We start from the raw sequence: 19,739 nt of genomic DNA, 5'->3' as shown, positions 1-19,739 counted from the left end.
CAACAACCTCATCAAGCGAGTGAAGAGGGTGGCGTTCGGGATCACGAACTGGACCAACTACCGCACCCGATCCCTGCTCTACGCCGGCAAACCCGACTGGACGATCCTCGGCATCAACCCACGCTGAAATCCGAAGCGCCCCTTGACCACCCCTTGAATCGCACGTGGAGGGACAATTGATTCACGGTTGAAACGGGTGGGAGATGCGCCGTCCATACGAGGACGATGGGGACAACGGGACGCAGGTGAGAAGGTGTGGGGGAGTGCTCCTCGACCCGCCATGAATCGATCGGAGACGTTGTTTAGTGTGCCCTGAGCAGGGATTTCATCGACTTCGCAGAAAAGTTCCACAAAATGCTCAAGCACGACTCGTTGCAGACCGAAACATTCTCTGCACTACGGGAGAGCATCTCACGGAGGGCTTCAAGTGAGAAACAACTCAACCAACAATTTCGATTCAACAGCGGAAGGAAACGCAGAATCATGAACACGAACAAGAATGACAAGGGCTTCACCCTCGTCGAACTCCTCATCGTCATCGTCATCCTCGGCATCCTCGCCACCGTCACGGTCTTCGCCGTGCGTGGCATCACCGACCAGGGTCAGCAGTCGGCGTGTGACGCCGACCAGAAGACGCTGGAGACGGCCGTCGAGACCTGGTTTGCCCAGTACGGCGGTGACGCGATCCCGGGCGACGTGACTGAGTACCAGAACGGCGATCCCGTGCTCGCCACCACCGCAACGGGTGTCTTGGCGGAAGGCGGCTTCCTGGTCGACGAACCGGCCGCCACCAACTGGACCGTGAGTGCTTCCGGCGACCTGACCGCTGGTACCAACTGCGTCTGATCGACGCTTGATCGAGGAGAACCCCGTCGGCTTCGGCCGGCGGGGTTCTCTCGCGTTTTCGGTGCTGTTGCATCAGCGGCCCGCGGATGAGTTGCGCAAGTCTGTATCGATGCAACCGAAGAACGTGACATGACAGAAGACATGACCGGCGGCGGAACCGATGGCTTCACCCCTGGTCGAGATCCTCGTTGTGATCGTCATCCTCGGGATCCTGGCGAACGTGGCCGTCGTTGCCGTCCGGGGAGTCACCGATCGGGGGAGGAGAACTCGTGCAAGGCCGACCGCCGGATCGTCCAACACGCGTCCCGCTTCTACATGCTCCAGGACTCCGTCGAGCCCATTCCATCGACGGGCTCAGCGGATGCCGATCAGTCCGAACGGACGCTGGTCGACGCCCAGTTGCTGGTCCGCGTCTTCGCGCACCGCGATCACGCTGCCGACGGCAACACCATGACCTCGCGAGCAGCCTGTCCGTGATCGTGTGGTCACGGGACAGCGAATCACTTCACGTTCACTTCACATTGGGCAGCTCTCGGGTCAGGAACTTGTGAGGTATTGAGTGAGACGCTCAAGTTCGGGCTGCGCAACCCGATACTCCGATCATGGATGATTCTCCCGCTCCAGACCTGGAGCCGACCGAGGTTGTCGTCGAACGTGAGCGGCGTCGACGACGCGATATCGGGTCGACCTTTGTCGAAATCGTGGTCACCATCACGCTCCTGGGCATCGTTGTCGTGCCGGTGATGCGATCGGTGATCCTCTCGATCACTGCGTCGTCTGTTGCGAAGCAGGCCAGTGAAGTCGAAACAGCACTCCTCAATGCAGTCGACCGAGTCAACCGGGCCCCATTCACCCGGTGCGATTACACCGAGTTCGCTCGAGCGGCAGTCCTCACACAGGGTTGGTCGGCCGATGAAGTCAGCGTGGAACAGAGCTACCTGGACGTCGGAACCGACCTTTTCGTTCCTGGAACCGCAGGCCCGGCGTGCCCAAACGGGGGTCACCGCCGAGACCTCATCCAGCAAGTCGCAATCACAGTCACTAGCCCCAACGGCGACGTGACCCGAACCATCGAGGTCGTCAAGAGTGAGATCTGAAACGCAATCCAGAACCGTCCGGCGTAGCGACGCTGGCTTGACCCTCGTCGAGCTGGTGATCACCGTCTCGATGATGGGGCTCCTCGCCGTGTCGATCTCGGCGGCTCTCATCGTGTCACTCAAGACGCAGACCGGAACCGAGGGTCGATTGAACGTTGCCCGGGCCGAACAGAGCATCGACACGTGGATGCCCGCCGACCTCGCGTCGGCAGTGACCGCCACCGACCTACCGAATGACCGACCCTGCACCGCACCATGCCCGAACGGCATTGTCCTCGATGGCTCGAGTGCGCTGCTGTTGACCTGGCCGAGCGAGTCCGGTGTCGGTGACACGGTCGTGTCGTACATGTATCGCGTGTCGGATCCGGCCGACGACAAGTACGAGCTGGTGCGCATCTACTGTGACGGCGGCACGTGTTCGGAGGTCACGATCCTGCGCGATCTCGACGGGCCTCCGGCCGCAACGTTCGTGCCCGGCACCACCTCCGTGCCGGACGATGTGATCAACGTGACCGTGCCGCTCGCGGCCGATGCAACCTCGGAGACGCCGGAGATTCTCGACACTGGCACGTCAGCGCGCCGCATCGTCGTCACCATCAACGGTGGCGGAGCCGTGGCAGGTGCCGGTGGCGGCGTGAACCGTGTGAGCATCACAGCGGGCGGGACGTCGCTTGGTGATCTCGAGCCCCAGAAGGTGACCGGTCCCTCGTTCACCCAGGCACGTAGTCGATGCGGCGGCCCGATCACGATCGTCGTCGACGACTCGGGCTCGATCGGCAGCGACGTCACGACCGTCGAGAACGCAGTGATCGGCTTCGTCAACGCACTGGCCGGCACGCCGACGCAGGTCCAGATCGTCCCCTTCAGCACGACCGCTACGGTGATCGGCGCGGGAAGTGGCTGGAACAAGTACTACGACATGACCGTCGATGCGGACGTGGCGACGCTCACGGGCACCGGTTCGAACAGCATCCGGGCCAATCTGGATGCCAACACCGTGGGGGGCGGCACCAACTGGGAAGACGCGATGTTCCGCGCTCTGTACGACAAGACCGGCCAGCGTCTCGACACCGACGGGAACCCGGCGACCAACCTCCCTGGCCTCATCGTGTTCTTCACCGACGGCGAGCCGACGTTCAACCGAACTCTGGGATCGGGTTACCGGGGCAACGGTGGCGCACTGCCGGCCGCCCCGGTCGAGAAGAACAACAAGTGGCCGACCGCCAACGGCAGTGCGTTCGACCAAGAGGGTTACGACCGGGCCGAGTACCTGATCAAGGATCTTCGCAGCACGGACGACGTCCGGATCGTCGGCGTCGGCGTGGGTGGGATCTCGAGCGGCTCGGTGTCGAGCTTCGACCAGGCGTACGTCGACTCCAAGCAATATGGCGTGGGCTACTCCGGTGATCGCACCTACTGGGCCACCAACAGTTCCAAGACGTCGGGTTACTACCTCTCTGAGAACACGCCCCGTGAGAAAGTGCTCGGCAACTTCATCGCAGGCGGCAGACTGCAGTCCTCCAACGACAAGCCGTACGTGAAGTCGGTGTTCTCGAATGGTGCATGGACCGAGGTCGACACCGCTGACATGTTCATCACGAATGACTTCTCGAAGCTGCCGAGTGCGCTTTCGTCGATCGCCCTCGGGCAGTGCGGCGGAACGCTGACGCTGCAGACCCGGCTCGCCGACGGATCTCCTGCGACCAACGACGTCACCTACGAGAGCAACGGTGAGACGGTGACCACGTCGCTGGTCAACCGTGCTGCGGCCTTCGACCTCACGCTTCCAGGCGGCGTCGCTGCGTCGGCGACAGTCACGCCGCAATCGTTCGTCGACTCCGGTTACATCCCGCAGGAGTGGACGTGCCGGTCCAGAGGTGTAGCGCTCGACCCTTCCAGATGGTCGTACGTGACTCCGGGCGACCCCGGACGGGGGATCAACGTCACCGTCGGACCGAACGAGGCAGTCGCATGCACGCTGCGGGTGTCGTCGTGATGCTCCCCGGCGATCCCCGGTCGACGGTCGAGCTCGCCGACACGCCCGTGTGTTCGGAGCCCGATCGGGATCAGGGCTCCTCGTTGATCATGGTGCTTGCTTTCATCGTCATTTCCTCGCTCATCGTCATCCCGATGCTGAACTACGCAACGACAGTGCTCCGGGCGAACTCGGTCACCGTGGAGAAGCGCGAAGACCTCGAGGCGGTCCGTGCGGCGGCGCGCGTCGCCGTTGCCAACCCGGTCGATCTGTTCAACACCTGCGCCACGGCGACGGCCGTCCCGCTGTCGACGCCGTCGATGCCGGGAACCACGTCGACGTGTCGTCAAGTCGGTCGCGTCGGCGTCCGAGACGAGCTTCAGATTCCGATCGGCGCGGCGTCGTTGCAACTCGGTGAGCCGGTCCTCACCGGTGCGCTCGAGTCGTCGGTCGCCTCGCCACCCGGTGGCCCGATCGACTGGTGGTACGCGATGTCGCGACCCGACCCTGCGACGGGCACCATCTTCATGCCGAACATTCCCAAGCGCGAGACGAGCGTTCAGGAGGCGACCGGCCACCCGATGCCGGCTCCGTACAACTGCAAGGTCTACTTCCCCGGCTCGTATGCCGCTCCGATCGTGATCGACGGCCCGACCTATTTCACGAGCGGCGTCTACTATTTCCAGGACACCGTGACCGTCGTGGGAGGCGGTCGCGTCGTGGCGGGCTTCGGCGTCACCGAGGGTTGTCTCGACCCGTCGAACCCCAACGTCCCCCCGGTCGGCGACCTCCAGGCCGTGCTCGACATGAACCCGGCGGTGCAGCCCGCACGATTCAACATCGACGGTCTCGGCGCCACGTTCGTCTTCGGCGACAAAGGTCGGCTGATCATCGACGACACGCGGCTCGCCAACGGCAGCCCGAACACGGCGAACCGGCCGGTGTCGGTGGTGTTCAACCAGCGCTACGTCGAGAACGAAGCCGACGGCGGCGCCCGCGTGTCGATCATGAGCGTCAACGGCGACAGGAATCCCGTCAACCCGGCGGCGACGCCCGTCGTGTACACGACCGGACCACTGTCGATCTCCAACGTCATCTCGGTCCCCGAATCCCGGGTCATCACGGCCGACGGATCGTTGGCGCTTGCCTCCACGAAGGGGCTGACCCCATCGATCCACACGCCAGAACCCCGAGCTCCCAAAGCGCCGACCATCACGTCCGTCGACCCGCTCGGCGAGCCGACCGCACACGACGACCAGCAGGGTGCTGCGTGGATCAAGTGGGCGGCGCCGGTCGGCAACGAGGAAGGCGGTTCGACGATCACGAAGTACGACGTGTTCGATCAGAATGGCACACTGCGGTGCACGACCACAGGTGCACGCGAGTGCGTGGCGATGAACCTCGCAGAGATGAACCTCTCGAGGACGCACACCTTCACGGTGGTCGCGACGAACGCGTTCGGCACCTCGGCACCGTCGGCCCCGTTCAGTACCCAGGTCACCGGAAGTTCCAGCCGGATCCAGGCACCTGGCGCACCGACCAACGTCGTCGCCGAGTCGGCGGCGGCCCCGCCGGCGGCACCCGTCGACGCCGCCTCCGTGCGGTGGGATGCCCCGACCTTCAGCGGCCATGCGCCGATCGTCTCCTACGAGGTCAAGGCGTTCCGGGTTCGTACCGGACTCGTGACGAACATCCGCGAAGACACCGGGCGCAGTTGCACCACCAACGTCTTCCGGGATCAACCGGCACCGACGACGTGCATCGTCGGCGGGTTGCCCACGCTCGACACCACCCCTGGCGCCGGTCCCGAACTGACGCCGGCGATCCCCGAGATTCCGCAGACTCCGCCGTCGCCACCGATTCCGGCCGTTCCGGCGGTGAACTCGACGTGGCTGGGCTACGAGTTCGTGGTCACCGCGACCAACGCGATCAACGAGACGCACAATACCTCGTCGCCGTTGCTGAAATCGGCGCCCTCCGCTCCCTCGAATCGGACCGCCGTGCACAACGGAAGTGGAACCGTCGGCACCGCGCCTGCGCCGGTCGTGCCGACGGCACCGACCTATGTGCCGGATCCGCTCGTCGACGTGAACCTCTCCGGTGGTGGGTCTTCCAACGTCGTGGTGACTGGCTACCTGTCGGCTCCTATGGGGCGAGTCCGGGTCGTCAACCCGAACGCAGCATCGAACCGGGTCAGCCTGGTCGGGGGTGTGGTGTCGGGTACGTACGACGTCGCCAACGCTGACACCACAGCGACCAAGGTCGGATTCGAAGACGCCGTGCTTCAGCGAACCATCGCGATCACCACGACCCTCGCGGGCTCGAATCGGCGGTCCATCATGACCGTGCAGATCAACGCGAACGCAGCCGACCTCGTCGTGAACTCGTGGGTCACCCAGTAAACGTAGTGATCAGCTCAGATGATCCCTGAGCCGACCCGCTCCAGAGCATGTGAGTGGTTTGCGTGGCGAAGTCGTTGCGGGCCGGATGGTCCGGAGCACCCGCCCTCCGCTGTTTCGCTTCGTGACGAAGTCAGCCGCCCGCTTGTGACTCGGCGGCGAGTTCGAGGACTTCGTCCTGGGGGAACGGGCCGACCCAGCCGCTGATCGGTTCGCCGTCGGCGGCCAACAGGACGGCGGCCGGTTGTGACGTGATGCCGATCTCCTGCCAGGTCACGAACGACTCGTCCCACAGCATCGTGAACGACTGGGTGCCGTAGTCCGTCACGAAGTCCTCGGCGTCACCCAGGCTGTCCTGAGTGCCGAGGCCCACGACGATCAGGTCGTCGGCGTTGTCTCGAGCGAACTGCTCGACGTCGGGAGCCTCCCGACGACACGTCGTTCAATGCGGCGCCCACATCCACAGCAGGATCGGCTTGTCCTGCGGCACGAGGTTGCGGAAGTTGACCTTGCGACCCGTGTTGAGGTCGTCGACCACCACGCTCGGAAGCAGGTTGCCGTCGAACTCCGACTCCGCCAGCACCTCCTCGCCGACCAGGTCGACCATGGCCGAACCTGCGGGTGCGGGAGCTTCCTCGGCGTCAGCGGATGGAGCATCGGTGCCTGCGTCCGATGCGTCGAGTTGCGGGAGCGCATCGCCGGCATCGGCGGCTTCGTCTCCCGAGTCGCCCGATCCACACGCCGCGAGCAGCAGCGTGGCCGACATCAGGCCGGCCGTCGCCCGCCGACGCGTGATGAGTGGGGTGCGCATCGAGGAAGTCTTTCGCGTGCAACGGCTTCGGGGGGCGACCGGATGAGCTGTTCCCCGAACGTTTCGCATCGTCTCTGACGCACGCGAACCCGTCGGATGTGGCGACGCCGACAGCTCAGGTCGTGGGGGTGAGCAGCTGTCGACGCAGGTCGAGCAGCTTCGGGGCGGGTTCGCCGTCGGACCACGAGTCGGCGGTGATCACCCGCTCGTAGCTCTCCCACTCCTGACGCACGCCGGCCAGGTCGCCGGCTCGGGCGTGGGCCCGCATCCTCAGCGCGATCAGTTCCTCGTGACCCGGCAGCACCTTGAGCCCCTGGCCGGTGGCCCAGAACACGAGGTCGGTGTCGCCGACCGACAGCGCGTGGGCCGCCAACTCGGCGGTTGCCGTGGTGGCGAGCAGCACCAGGTTCGAGGTGAGCCCGTCGGCGTCGGGCCACAGGTAGCTCGACCCGGCGAACGGCAGGCCGTGAATCATCTCGACGGCGGGGCGCAGGACCTCGATCGCATGCGCTGGCGGTGCGACCTTGGCGTGCTCGACGCGCTGGCGGATCAGGTCGGCGTCGGTGACCACCCGTGCGTGGAGGGGCAGCGACTCGTTCAACGTGCGCGCCAGCCACTCCTCGCCTTCGGGCGGCGACACCAGGCGGCCGAGCGCACGGCGAGCCTCGGACACGACGTTGGCGAAGGTCGCGTCACGCACGTCGACTTCCCACAGCGCGGTTCGGGCGGCGGATCGGGTCGCCCGGTCTCGGTGGGTGGACAGCCAGGCGATCAACTCCACGGTCTTGGATCGTTGGAACGACCCCTCGTGGCCGGTGCGGTCGACGACCGACACGCCTCCCATCAGCGTGACGACGATGTCGTGGGGGATCACGTGGAACGGGTCGGCCACCGTCTCGCGGAGGTCGACGTGCACGAGCGGGGCGACCTCGATCGGTGTGGACGCATCGTCGAGGATCGCGACGATCTCGGCCACGTCGTGGTCGGACAGGCCGATCGGGGTGAGCTGGATCGACTCGCCGAATGCGGCGAGTTCCCAGTGGTCGGCATGAGCCCGGATGCGGGCGCCGGCGGTGTTCGCACTGTCGGGTTCGTGGAAACCGCCCGGGTCGACGGCGGCGACGACGGCGATGCCGTGGCCCACCGAAGGCAGCGGGGGGAGTGTGTTCGATGCGTCGTCGGCGTGGGCGAGCAGGATCACGGCGGGCTCCCACATCTCGCCGCCGGTGCGCCTGACGCGCAGGTCGAATGCCGTGCGTTCGTGCGCGAGCGTCGCCCCGATGGTGTCGGCGGCGACGTCGACCGCGTCGCGGGCGCGGTCGACTCGTCGCGCGTTGGGATGGTCGAAGAGCACGCCGGTGCCGAGTTCGGCGACGAGCAGGTGGACGACCTCGGAGGCGAGCGACGTCGCCAGGCTCGACCCGATCGCACGCACCACTTCGTCGCCATGGCGGGGCGATGCCTCGATGGCGGTCAGGCAGGCGGCCTCGAGGTCGAGCATCACGTCGCGTTCGTCGGTGTCGATCCCGACGGTGACGAGTGCGAGGCAGGGTTGGCCGGCTCGGCGTGCGTCGTCGCTGAGCATCTCGATGGGTACCGACGCGGGAAGCGTCCACGTGCGTTCGGGACCGAACCCCTCTGCGTTGGTCCCTGCTCCTCGCATCCACGGGGCCTCGAGGACGGTGTCCTCCGTGAGTCGTGCGACGAGTTCGCCGTCGGGGGCGACCCGCACGGTGCCGATCTGGATTCCCGACCCCGAGATCCGGTGGGCGATCGCGCGAACGGCGATGTCGACGCGTGCGGCTCGCTCGCCGGGGTCGATGGTGCGGAGGCGACGCTCGATCGCCGCGACGGGCGGCGCCGGGGTGGGGACTCGTGCGTGGGGGAGCGCAGCGCGCAGCGCGCGTCGTCGACGGACCCCGACGAGGGTGAGGACGCCGGCCGCGAGCAGTGCTGCATGCTCGAGTCGGATGGGCGACGGAGCCTGGGGCGATGACTCACCCGCCTCGGCCGGGCCCGCCTGGTCGCCGACATCGGCCACCGCCGGGGTGCTCGTGGACGGCGACGGTAGCGACGTCGTCTGTCCCGCCGGGACCGTCGTCGACGAAGTCGTCGCGGAAATGTCGTGTTTTGACAACATTGAGATCATTCGTCGTCGAAGAGGGTGAGGTCGCCACCGGTGAGCGCTGAATATCGGCGGAGCAGCACACGAAGTCGCGTGGCATCGGTGCGGACCTTCGCCGTGTGGTTATAGGAGCGGTCTACGGTGTCGTCAAGCTGGAGGTGGGCTTTGACGAGGGAAATTGGCATGGCTAGCGCGTCATACATTTCGGCCAAGGTCTGATCGACGGGTCGGGCGTCGAGCACAGCTTGGGCTCGCTCTGTCAGCTGTGCCTTCTTAGCTGGGGTCAGATCAGGCCATGGGAACGCAGAGTAGGCGAGGTCAGGTGCTATCGAATGGTCCGATTTCATTCGTCCAACGATGGTTCGTACCCAGGCCATCCACATCGAGGATTGAAGGATTCCAAACAGCCATAGCGGGGCGTCCTCGAGGGTCAGGAGTTTGTTTCCGGCGATGACCTCAGGACCGAGATATGTCATCGGGATGTAGCGGCGGTTCTCGCTGGAGACTTCGGGGATGGCGAGATAGCGAGTCGTGGGTTGTCGCCGTTGGGTAAATAGGGCTGGAGTGAGCGCAGCGTCTCGCACTGATTTCGTAGGAGACTGCAGACGGGCATCTCGAACGCTCTCGAGCCGCCGGCGAAGCGTGGCGCTCGATCTAATATCGGCGGGGGTTGCGTCAACCATCCACAGGCACCACCGGTCTTGGTCGTAGAGCAACTCTGTCGTTTGTCGGAAAGGGCGCAGATACTTTGCCGCAACGGGGTCTGCGGCCACAGAGGCGTAGTCGTCGGCCGATACAAGGAGTTGCTTACCGTCGGTCGGCTGGCTTCCTTTGCTCGGAGTGGCGGGTACCCCGTCGACGAGTGGTCGTCGGTGTTTGGATGGGTAAATGGCCGGCGCGTCCGTGAGGTACCAATTGATGTTGCTGACGGTCCGTACGACTGGTTCGGACTTGACGTCGGGGTAGTCGAAGAGTTCCTTGCGACGTTGTGCTCGGTCGGTTGGTGCGAGGCCGATGATCACCACATGCACATGCGCCTCGCCCTTGGCTTCGCTTCTCCAGGAGAATGTGCTGTGGGCGAACGTGACGGTGATGTTGTTGCGCTGGAGGATGGGTCCCATCGTCCGAGCTTGTTCGCCCTGAACCAGCGAGTTGGTCGAAACGAACGCTGTCGTCGCGTCACCGGCCAGCATGTAAGGGATGGCTTTCGCGTACCAAGCGGCGACGTAGTCGAGGCGTCCGGTGCGGGTGTCAGCGTGGTTTAAGCCACGGAACGCGATCGCGCGGTCCTCGACCATTCGTCGATCTTTACCGACTTCACTGTGCCCGGAGAACGGCGGGTTGCCGAAGACGTAGTCGGCTTGGTCGGCGGGTAGCAGCAGGTTCCAATCGAGCCGCAGTGCGTTGTCAATGGCGATGTGGGGAGCGGCTGGAATTGGAAATCGGACAAAATGCTCTCCGAACTCTGCGGAGACGTCACGGTTGGCTAAGTGATCTGCTAGGTACAAAGCCGTGCGAGCAATGAGCGCAGGAAACTCTTCGAGTTCGATGCCGTAAAACTGATCTACTTTTACGCGACACAGCAGGTCAAGTGAGGCAGCTCGTTGGCCAGCAACTTGCCGCTGACTGGACCGGCCAGCTCCTTGCAGGCGCCGTAGCACTTCGGTTTCGAGGCGCCGGAGTTCTCGGTAGGAGATCACGAGGAAGTTGCCGCACCCGCACGCTGGATCGAACAGCGTCATACTCGCGAGACGGTCGTGAAGTGCCAGCAATTTGGGGCGGCTATCGGCCCTATCGAGCTGCATCTCCAGGTCGTCCAAAAATAGTGGACGGATTGTGCGAATGATGTTTTCTTCCGTTGTGTAGTGTGCCCCGAGGTGGCGGCGCGCCGCCGGTTGCATCACGTTCTGGAACAGCGACCCAAAAATCGCTGGCGATACGGCGGACCAGTTGTATCGACAGGCTCGACGGAGGGCGTCGCGAACTTCCGGTGTGCACGCCGGGATCTGAAGAGGGTCGCGAAACAGATCGCCGTTTACGTACGTCAGCCCGCCTAAGAGATCGTTCAGGCTGGAGGGGCGGTCCGCTGGGGCTTGGTTGAGGATTTGAAAGAGGTAGTGGACTTGTGGTCCGAGGTCGCTTCCGTCGTCAGCGGTCCTGGTGTCGATGTAGAGCTCGAACAGCTTGCGCTCCCAAACTTCAGCGTCGTCAGCGAACAGGCAGAACAGAATGCGGGTCAGCCACTCGCGCATGTCGTGTTCTGGGTATCCAGTTTCGACGAGCCGATCGTGGAGATCAGCTAAAAGCTGTGTGGCGTGCAGGTTGACGTCGACCTCGGGGAGACCGGCCTGCGCTGGGGTTGGTCCTTCTCCCAGCCACCAGAACAGATCGAGGTTGTCCACCAGCTGATCGATTGTGAACTCGCCCTCAGTTCCCAACGTGGTGTCCACCCACTTGAAGCGTTCGAAGTCGCACGCGATCAGCAGCCAGGGAATGTCTCCCATCGGCAGAGTCGGCACATAGTTCCGGAGCTGCTCCATCGCATCGTCCAGATTGCGGCCACGGGACTTCTGCTCGACACCCATCTGTCCGGGATGAAGCAAATCGATCCAGCCGTTCGATCCCGTCCGCACCTTCACGGCGGCGTGCTCATAGGCCGCGACCAAGTGACGCTTCAGCTCGAAGATCGCGTAAAAGCCGTTCCAGAAGGATTGGGTATCGGCGTGCTCCTTGCTCGCCCCCGACCACTCGTACGAAAACTCGCGTGCTCGTCGTCGAATCCCATCACGGTCCAGCATCAGCGTTCGCCACTCTCCTCAGGTTTCCGTCGGCCAACCTCTTTACTACAGGTTGTATGGTCGAGATTCGCTCTTCCAAACGAGCGGACGCTCCATCTGACGATGGACCGCGCAAATGCGGGTTTGCCGGAGCGACGGTTGTGGCTCGGTGCTGACGCGGTTGACGCGTTACTTCAGTGGCGAATGTTCCGCTCGCGCCACACTCGTGTGGCCGTCCGCGGTTGCAAGGTGAACGCAGCGTGATCGGTGTCCATGCGGGCGACGGTGATGCGCCGTGGCCAGTCAGCTGGCAGCAGACCCGTGCTGTCGAGGTCGGCCTCACGTCGGTGTTCGTTACGCAGGCACACGCGTCCAGTGGGTCACCGGAAGGGGGAAAACGGGAAACTGCGGTCGCGCTGCTCGCCGACTCAGGTTGAGCGCAGTGAGCGGACGATCCACTCCAGGAGCCAGGAGAGGAAGGCGTAGAGGCTGCGTTCGATCTCGAAGTCGTCCTCGCCTTCGTCGTCTGCGTCGAGGGCGAGTCCTTCGAGTGAGTCGTCGTCGTCGCTGACGTCGAGCATCGTTCCCAGCACCACCCGCACGGCGTTCACCGACTGCATCAGTGCGATGACCTGGCCTTCGTCGAGCGTCTGCTCCTCACCCGAGGCGATGTACGCACCGACCGCCTCGATCTGGTGGAGCCGACTCGCCACCAACTCCTCACGCATCAGCCGCTGGTACTCGGCCTCCTTCTCGGCGTCCTCCTCGTCGGCGTATGCATTCGGGAAGAGTCGCGCCAGGAGCGGGGACGTCGGCGCGTCCGGGTCGTCGTCGGAGTTGAGCAGCGTGCGGAGCTGCCCGAGCAGGTCGGCCACCACCGCCTGCTCGTCCTCGCCGATGTTCAGCGTCCAGGTCGTGACCCCACGCTTGGTCGTGGCGAAGATCGGCGGCTTGAATCGACGCGTCACTCGTCGTGTTCCATCGTGGCCCACAACGTGTGCTCGTGCAGCCGGAACACGTGCATCTCCGCTTCCTCACGCGTCCCCGACGCCACCACGGCCCGACCCTTCTCGTGCACGTCCATCATCAACTCCGTCGCCTTCTCCAGCGAGTAGCCGAACAGCTTCTGGAACACGTGGGTGACGTAGCTCATCAGGTTGATCGGGTCGTTCCACACGAGCACGATCCACGGGCGGTCGGACGCCGTTGCGTCAGCGAGGTCCGGTTCCTGGACCTGCACCGGCTCGAGAGTGGTGGGCACGGGAGCGATTGTACGGAAGCCGCCGTCCAGAATCAGCGGACGTGAGGAACGCCCCGGGCCAGAGCGGGGCGATCCTCACGCCGAGCGAGGGCAGGTACTCACGTCGAGCGCGCGCGGGTGCGCCGCGACACGACCGAATTCACGCGTCTGGCGGCCCTGCGCTGGCCGCGATCAACCCCGGGGTCGTAGCCTGGCCGGGTCATGGCTGTCGGCTCCCGCCCCCTCGTTCCCTCCCGGCTCGCTCCGGGTGGGATCGCAGCACACGCGCCACGACGCACCCCCACCACGGTCGTCGGTGCGTACATCGCCCTCACCAAACCGCGGATCATCGAGCTGCTGCTCATCACCACCATCCCCACGATGGTGCTCGCCGAGAAGGGGTGGCCGTCGACCTGGCTGGTCGTGGTGACCCTCATCGGCGGAACGCTCGCGGCGGGTGGCGCGAGCGCCGTGAACATGTACGTCGACCGGGACATCGACGCACTGATGGACCGCACCAAGAACCGGCCACTGGTGGTCGGAATCATCGCCCCACGCAACGCGCTGATCTTCGCCCTGTCGCTGCTCGCACTCTCCTTCGTGGTGCTGTGGGCCGGCGCGAACCTGCTCGCTGCGCTGTTGGCGATCGGTGCCGCTGCGTTCTACATCGGCATCTACACCCTGTGGTTGAAGCGGACGAGTCGTCAGAACATCGTGATCGGAGGCGCCGCAGGAGCGATGCCGGTGCTCGTCGGATGGGCCGCCGTCACCGACTCGGTCGGCTGGGAACCCGTCGTGCTCTTCGTGGCGATGTTCCTCTGGACTCCACCTCACTCGTGGGCCCTCGCGGTGAAGTACGCCGACGACTACACCGCCGCCGACGTGCCCATGCTGCCGTCCGTCGCGACCATGGATCACGTCGTGATGCAGATGAAGCTGTACACGGCCGGCCTCGTGGTGTCGACGCTCGTGCTGTGGCCGGTCGCCGGCCTCGGGTTGATCTACGGGATCACGGCGGTCGTGTTGGGCGCGATCTTCATCGGTGGCACCTTCGCCCTGGGACGGAATCCCACACCGAACGCCAGCATGCGCCTGTTCGGGTACTCGATCACGTACGTCACCCTGCTCTTCGGCTCGATGATGCTCGACGTCTTCGTCGAACACGGCTTCTGAACAGCGTCCGCACGCGGTTCGGTGAGTCTGGGTGGGCCGGTGGGCGACGGAGTCTCACCGCTCGGATGCCGCAGTGGGTCTGGTGAGTCTGGGTCGGCGGGTGGGCGATGGAGTCTCACCGCTCGGATGCCGCAGTCGGTCCGGTGAGTCTGGCTCGGCCGGTGGGCGACGGAGTCTCACCGCTCGGATGCCGCAGTCGGTCTGGTGAGTCTGGGTGGGCTGGAAGGCGACGGAGACTCACCGCTCGGGGGAATGGCCAGGCTTGCGCGATCGTGCGGTGGCGCGCGGCACGCAACGGGCATGAAATCACGTGTGAATTCTGGCGAAACGGCCGCGTGCAAGTAGTCTCGGGCCGTCATGCCCCCGGCCCTCGGCCGTACTCGGCGTGTCCACGCACGAACCCAAACGCTCAAGCCGGACGATCAAGCCAAGTGAGTCTCATCAGCACATGACCACCATCGATTCAGCCCCTGACGCTGCCCGAGTCGCAGCCGAGCCGTCCGCAGGCGGCCGGTTCCTCGCGGCCGTCGTCGACTGGCTCACCACCAGCGACCACAAGAAGATCGGGCGGCTGTTCATCGGCACCGGGCTCCTCGGACTTCTCGCCACGGTCGCCGTCAACATCTTCATGAGCGTCGAACGCCTCGACGGATCCGGGGCGCTGTTCGACGCCGACTCCTTCGAGCAGTTGCTCGGGAGCCAACGTGTCGGTCTGATCTTCGGGACGGCTCTCCCGCTCACCGCCGGTCTGGCCATCGCCATCGTGCCGTTGCAGCTCGGTGCCCGTGCGCTCGCCTTCCCCCGTCTCGCGGCGGCCGGCATGTACGCCTGGCTCGGCGGCTTCGTCCTCTCGATCGTCGCCCTCGTCGACAACGGCGGATTCGGCGGCGGCAATGCCGACATGGTCGACCTCTTCCTCGCCGCCATCGGACTGATGGCACTCGGCTTCAGCGCCGTCGGCGTCTCGCTCGCCACCTCGGTGCTCACCACCCGGGCACCGGGCATGACCATGCGTCGCGTCCCGTTCTTCGCCTTCTCCGCTCTCGTCTACGGCATCGGCCTCGTGCTCGTCATGCCGGTCCTGTTCGGAGCCGTCGTCTACCTGTTCGTGGATCACCGCAGCGGCGCCCGTGAGGCGTTCGGCGGCAACCAGGGCATCGCCACCTGGGCCGGCTGGGTGTTCACGCAGCCGACCAGCTTCCTCTTCGCCATCCCGGCCATCGGTGCGTTCGCCGACATGCTGCCGACCGCGTTCCGCAAGCGCACGCCGATGCGTGGCGTCGTGTTCGCCGGGCTGGCACTCGTCGGAGTCGCCGCACTCGCGGCGGTCACGCAGCAGTTGCGTTTCGACGTTCCGTGGCGTGGCTCGCAGCTGTACATCGCCGACGGCGACGACTTCGGCACCAAGCTCGGTGACGTCGCCCCGTGGGTGTTCTTCCACCTGCTGCCCGTGCTCGGTGCGGTCGTGGTGTTCCTCGTCCTGCTCCTGCTCGCCAAGCCCGAGAAGAACGACGACGGCGACACCGTCAAGCCGAAGATCACCCCGGCCTTCCTGTTCGCCTTCTTCGGTTTCGGCATGGTGCTGGTCGGCATGCTCGGTGCTGCGATCGAACCGATCGTCGACCTGGAACTGATCGACACCGTGTTCGGGGAGGCGTCGCTCGTCTACGTCGCCTACGGGGCCGTACTCGGGGTGATGGGCGGGATCGCACTCTGGGCGCCGAAGCTGTGGGGCAAGCAGTTGCCGACCGCTCCGGCCTCGCTGCTCGCACTCGGCGGAGTCGGCGGCGTCGTGCTCGCCAGCTTCCCGCACTACATCGCCGGCTTCCTCGGCCAACCGGCGGGGCTCGAATACGCCGACGGGGACCTCCAGATCTGGAACATCCTGGTGCTCGTCGGTCACGGCCTGTTCGCCCTGACCGTGCTCGGCTTCGCCGGTCTGCTCGCCTCCACGGTGCTCGGCGATTCCGACGACTCGATCGACGACCCGTTCGACGGCCACACGATCGAGTGGGCCACCACCTCTCCCGCACCGGCCGGCAACTTCGTCGACGTCCCGATGATCACCTCCGCCGAGCCCCTGCTCGACCTCAAGACGGCCAACGACAGCAAGGCAGGTGTCAGCTGATGGAAGCGATCGCCGCCGGTCCCGCACCGGCACCCCGCAACCAACTCCTCGTCGGGACGACCCTCGCGAGCATCGCGATGGTCATGCTCACCGGCGGGATGCTCGCCGTGTGGGCCGTGAAGCGGTCGGCGTCGATCGAGGCGGGCAGTGCCTGGCTGCCGGGCAGCGTCACCGTCCCCGAGGTGCCCACCAACGTCATGCTCATCGCCTTCCCGGCGCTGTGCTCCTTCGCCCAGTGGGCGGTGTGGGCAGCCAAGCGCAACGACCGGGCCAACACCGTGTTCGCACTGGGGACCACCGCATTCGTCGCCCTGCTGATCTTCAACGCCCAGGCGTTCGTGTGGAACCAGATGGGCGTCGGCGTCGCCGACGGCGCTTACGGATCGATGTTCTACGCCATCACCGGCGTGTTCGGGGCGCTGATGATCGTCGGGATCCTGTTCACCGCCGTCGCCGCCTTCCGCTACCTCGGAGGTCGCACGCGCGACCGCGAGATCCTCACCGCCCATGCCATCTTCTGGTACGCCATGACGGTCGTCTACTCGGCCATCTGGTTCCTCGTCTACGTCGCCAAGTGAGCCTGACCCACTGATGATCACCACCGGATCCAAGTTCCTCATCGGCGCCAGCGTCATGGCGTTCGTCGCGACGCTCGTCTACGGCCTCGGCCAGGGCGGCGTGCTCGGCACGGTCGGTCTCGCGTCGGCCACGGCCGGCCTGATCGGCCTCGCCACCCTCAACGCCATCCTGCGCGACTCGAACGTCTTCTCCGACGACGACGCACCGGTCGAGACCTCCTCGGCCGCCCAGCACGCGCCGGCCTCCAGCATCTGGCCGCTCGGGTTCGCCCTCGGCGGCGTCGTCGTCGCCGTCGGTCTGATCTCGTACCAGCCGATCGTCGTGATCGGCCTCGTGGCCCTCATCGCCACCGGCGGTGAGTGGGCCGTCCAGGCCTGGGCCGAACGTGCGTCGGGCAACGTCGACCACAACGCCGAAGTCCGCAGTCGCCTCGTCAACCCGCTGGAGTACCCGGTGGGCGGAGCGGCCGCCATCGGCATCATCGTCTTCGCCTTCAGCCGCGTGATGCTGTGGCTGTCCAAGACCAACACGGTCGTCGCCTTCTCCGTGGTCGCCGCCGTGGTGGTCGCCATCGGCTTCGCCATCGCCTACCGCCCGAAGATCGGCATCGGCACGATGGGCGGCGTGGTCGCCGTCGGCGCCGTCGCCGTCGTGGCAGCCGGAGCGCTCGCCGGACTGGACGGCGAACGCGACATCCCCACCTTCGAGACCACCTCGGTCTGGCAGGAGGAGGCGATCCTGCACCCCGAGGAGTACCGCGCAGGTGCCGAGGAGGGCGAGCACCCGGCCGAGCCGATCTGCGAGAGCCCCGAGGAGTTCCCCGAGGCCGACGAGGACGTCAGCCAGACCGTCGCCTCCAAGTCCGGCAGCTACCAGGTGTTCCTCACCGAGGACGGCACCCTGGCGTTCGACGTTCCGGGTCCGGTCGAGCAGGGCCCTGCCGGCATGGTCATCCCCCGCTCCAACCCCACGAACGTGATCTTCCGCAACGAGTCGAACGAGCACCGTCGCCTGTCGCTCGATCTCGGGACCGAGACGGTTCAGATCGACGAGGAGGACGCCGTCGTGCGCCACCAGATCTGCACCACGCTCATCGAACCCGGCGGTGCCCAACTGCTCACGGTGGAGGCGCCTCAGCCGACGTTCGCCGTCGACGGCCAGGTCAACCCGAACGGGCCGGGCGGCGAAGCAGGGGACGGCTTCTGGTTCTACGTGCCCGGTGTGGACACCGCCAAGCTCGAGTTGATCGTTCCGTGAGGCGCCTCGATCCGAATGGTGCCGCGCGACACGAAAATCACGAGCGAACGAAAATGCGCGACTCCGAGACTGGAACTAGCTTGACTGACGTGAACCTGCCGAACGCCCGTGGCCGCACGATGGGGTTCGCCGCGCTCGCAGCGGCGGGTCTGTTCGTCGCCGGATGCGCCCAGAACGCCCCGCAGGACACCACCGATCCCGCCGGCGAGAGCGCCCAGATGATCTACGACCTGTCGTGGCCCATCTTCGCGATCGCCGGCATCGTCGGCGTGCTCGTGATCTCTGTGATCACCTTCGTCGTCATCCGCGACCGCGACCGCGGCCAGCCGATCCCGGAGCAGACGCACGGCAAGCCGATCCTCGAGATCGGCCTCACCATCCTCCCGGCGCTCATCCTGATCGGCGTGGCCATCCCCACGGTCGGCACGCTGATGGCGCTCAACGACTACGACGACACCGAGTGCGTCGTCAACGTCACCGGACAGCAGTGGTGGTGGGAGTTCGACTACCCCGTGCAGGACGGTTGTGGCGGGATCACCGAACCGATCGTCACGTCGGGCCAGATGGTCATCCCGGCCGACACCGACGTGCTCATCCGTGGCACGAGCCGCGACGTCATCCACTCGTTCTGGATCCCGCGCCTCAACGGCAAGCGTGACATGGTCCCCGGCCGAGTCCACAGCCTGAAGATGCAGGCCGACGAGCCGGGCATCTACGCCGGCCAGTGCGCCGAGTTCTGCGGTCTGTCCCACGCCAATATGCGCATGGAGGTCGTGGCCCTGAACGACGGCGACTTCGAGACGTGGAAGGCGAACCAGCTCGAGGACTACGAGTCGCCGATCGGTGAACAGGCGCTCGCCGGTGAGGCCGCATTCGTGGCGAACTGCTCGCGGTGCCACCAGGTCGACGGCATCACCGACGCCGACGGCGTGCCGATCGTGTCCCGCCCTGACCTGCAGGTGTACCCCGGTGCGGCGCCGAACCTCACCAACCTGATGACGCGCAACACCTTCGCCGGTGCGTCCTGGGACCTCATCGACCAGGACCGTCGTGACGAGGTCTGGAACGCCGACCCCGACGAGTTCGGTGCGCTCTACCTCGCCGGCGTCGAGGACAGCTGGTTCAACGAGATCGACCTACGCGAATGGCTGCGCAATGCGCCCCTCAAGAAGCCGATGTACGCCGACCCGCTCCAACTCGACGAGACCGACGGTCTCTACCGTGGAATGCCCAACCTGGCCCTGAGCGAGGACCAGATCGACGACCTGCTCGCCTACCTCTTGGAACTCAAGTGAGCAGCCCCGTGCAATTGCAACTGATCGGAGCCCTGTA

General features: G+C 65.5%; 15 protein-coding genes. 9 read left to right on the top strand and 6 right to left on the bottom strand.

The window, feature by feature from the left end; genetic code table 11:
* Positions 1–354 precede the first annotated feature (354 nt).
* From ABJK40_RS06730 to ABJK40_RS06715, 4 genes are all read left to right on the top strand, one after another.
* Complete coding sequence (locus ABJK40_RS06730; protein ID WP_348479915.1) at positions 355–846, top strand: prepilin-type N-terminal cleavage/methylation domain-containing protein; 492 nt, start codon at positions 355–357, stop codon at positions 844–846.
* Positions 847–1,448: 602 nt separating this feature from the next.
* Positions 1,449–1,943 carry a hypothetical protein gene (locus tag ABJK40_RS06725; protein WP_348479916.1) on the top strand — a complete coding sequence of 165 codons (495 nt, stop codon included), beginning with the start codon at positions 1,449–1,451 and terminating at the stop codon, positions 1,941–1,943.
* 37 nt (positions 1,944–1,980) lie between these two features.
* Positions 1,981–3,939, top strand: coding sequence for a vWA domain-containing protein (locus tag ABJK40_RS06720; protein ID WP_348479917.1), 1,959 nt, complete (start codon positions 1,981–1,983; stop codon positions 3,937–3,939).
* On the top strand, positions 3,915–6,320 hold the full coding sequence (locus tag ABJK40_RS06715) for a hypothetical protein (RefSeq protein WP_348479918.1): 2,406 nt from the start codon (positions 3,915–3,917) through the stop codon (positions 6,318–6,320). Before ABJK40_RS06720 ends, ABJK40_RS06715 begins: the two co-directional genes overlap by 25 nt.
* Positions 6,321–6,450: 130 nt before the next feature.
* On the opposite strand, the gene ABJK40_RS06710 is transcribed toward ABJK40_RS06715, so the two are convergent.
* The 6 genes from ABJK40_RS06710 to clpS form a co-directional block, all read right to left on the bottom strand.
* Entirely contained in the window at positions 6,451–6,690 is a 240-nt protein-coding gene (locus tag ABJK40_RS06710; protein WP_348479919.1) for a hypothetical protein, read from the bottom strand.
* Between the two features lie 69 nt (positions 6,691–6,759).
* Positions 6,760–7,128, bottom strand: a complete 369-nt coding sequence (locus tag ABJK40_RS06705) for a hypothetical protein (RefSeq protein ID WP_348479920.1) — start codon at positions 7,126–7,128, stop codon at positions 6,760–6,762.
* 115 nt (positions 7,129–7,243) lie between these two features.
* Positions 7,244–9,169 (bottom strand): hypothetical protein, encoded by a 1,926-nt coding sequence (locus ABJK40_RS06700; protein WP_348479921.1) that lies wholly within the window; start codon positions 9,167–9,169, stop codon positions 7,244–7,246.
* A 104-nt stretch (positions 9,170–9,273) separates the two neighbouring features.
* Entirely contained in the window at positions 9,274–12,051 is a 2,778-nt protein-coding gene (locus tag ABJK40_RS06695) for a DNA methyltransferase (RefSeq protein WP_348479922.1), read from the bottom strand.
* A gap of 407 nt (positions 12,052–12,458) precedes the next feature.
* Positions 12,459–12,998: a DUF2017 family protein gene (locus ABJK40_RS06690; protein ID WP_348479923.1), complete on the bottom strand. Its 540-nt coding sequence runs from the start codon at positions 12,996–12,998 to the stop codon at positions 12,459–12,461.
* Entirely contained in the window at positions 12,995–13,291 is a 297-nt protein-coding gene (gene clpS, locus ABJK40_RS06685) for an ATP-dependent Clp protease adapter ClpS (RefSeq protein ID WP_348479924.1), read from the bottom strand. The genes ABJK40_RS06690 and clpS overlap by 4 nt, the downstream gene beginning before the upstream one ends.
* Before the next feature lie 201 nt (positions 13,292–13,492).
* Here clpS and ABJK40_RS06680 point away from each other — a divergent pair, with 201 nt between their 5' ends.
* From ABJK40_RS06680 to coxB, 5 genes are all read left to right on the top strand, one after another.
* Positions 13,493–14,443 carry a heme o synthase gene (locus ABJK40_RS06680; protein WP_348479925.1) on the top strand — a complete coding sequence of 317 codons (951 nt, stop codon included), beginning with the start codon at positions 13,493–13,495 and terminating at the stop codon, positions 14,441–14,443.
* Between the two features lie 448 nt (positions 14,444–14,891).
* Entirely contained in the window at positions 14,892–16,571 is a 1,680-nt protein-coding gene (locus tag ABJK40_RS06675; protein WP_348479926.1) for a cbb3-type cytochrome c oxidase subunit I, read from the top strand.
* Positions 16,571–17,149, top strand: a complete 579-nt coding sequence (locus ABJK40_RS06670) for a cytochrome c oxidase subunit 3 (RefSeq protein WP_348479927.1) — start codon at positions 16,571–16,573, stop codon at positions 17,147–17,149. Before ABJK40_RS06675 ends, ABJK40_RS06670 begins: the two co-directional genes overlap by 1 nt.
* Positions 17,150–17,162: 13 nt before the next feature.
* Positions 17,163–18,407: a hypothetical protein gene (locus ABJK40_RS06665; protein WP_348479928.1), complete on the top strand. Its 1,245-nt coding sequence runs from the start codon at positions 17,163–17,165 to the stop codon at positions 18,405–18,407.
* Positions 18,408–18,496: 89 nt separating this feature from the next.
* Positions 18,497–19,702, top strand: a complete 1,206-nt coding sequence (gene coxB, locus ABJK40_RS06660; protein ID WP_348479929.1) for a cytochrome c oxidase subunit II — start codon at positions 18,497–18,499, stop codon at positions 19,700–19,702.
* The last annotated feature ends 37 nt before the right edge of the window (positions 19,703–19,739 follow it).

This window comes from Ilumatobacter sp., from assembly GCF_039969435.1.
Classification (GTDB): Bacteria; Actinomycetota; Acidimicrobiia; order Acidimicrobiales; family Ilumatobacteraceae; genus Ilumatobacter_A.
The sequence above is the reverse complement of the archived record's forward strand: the minus strand, read 5'-3'. Positions and strand labels throughout refer to the sequence as shown.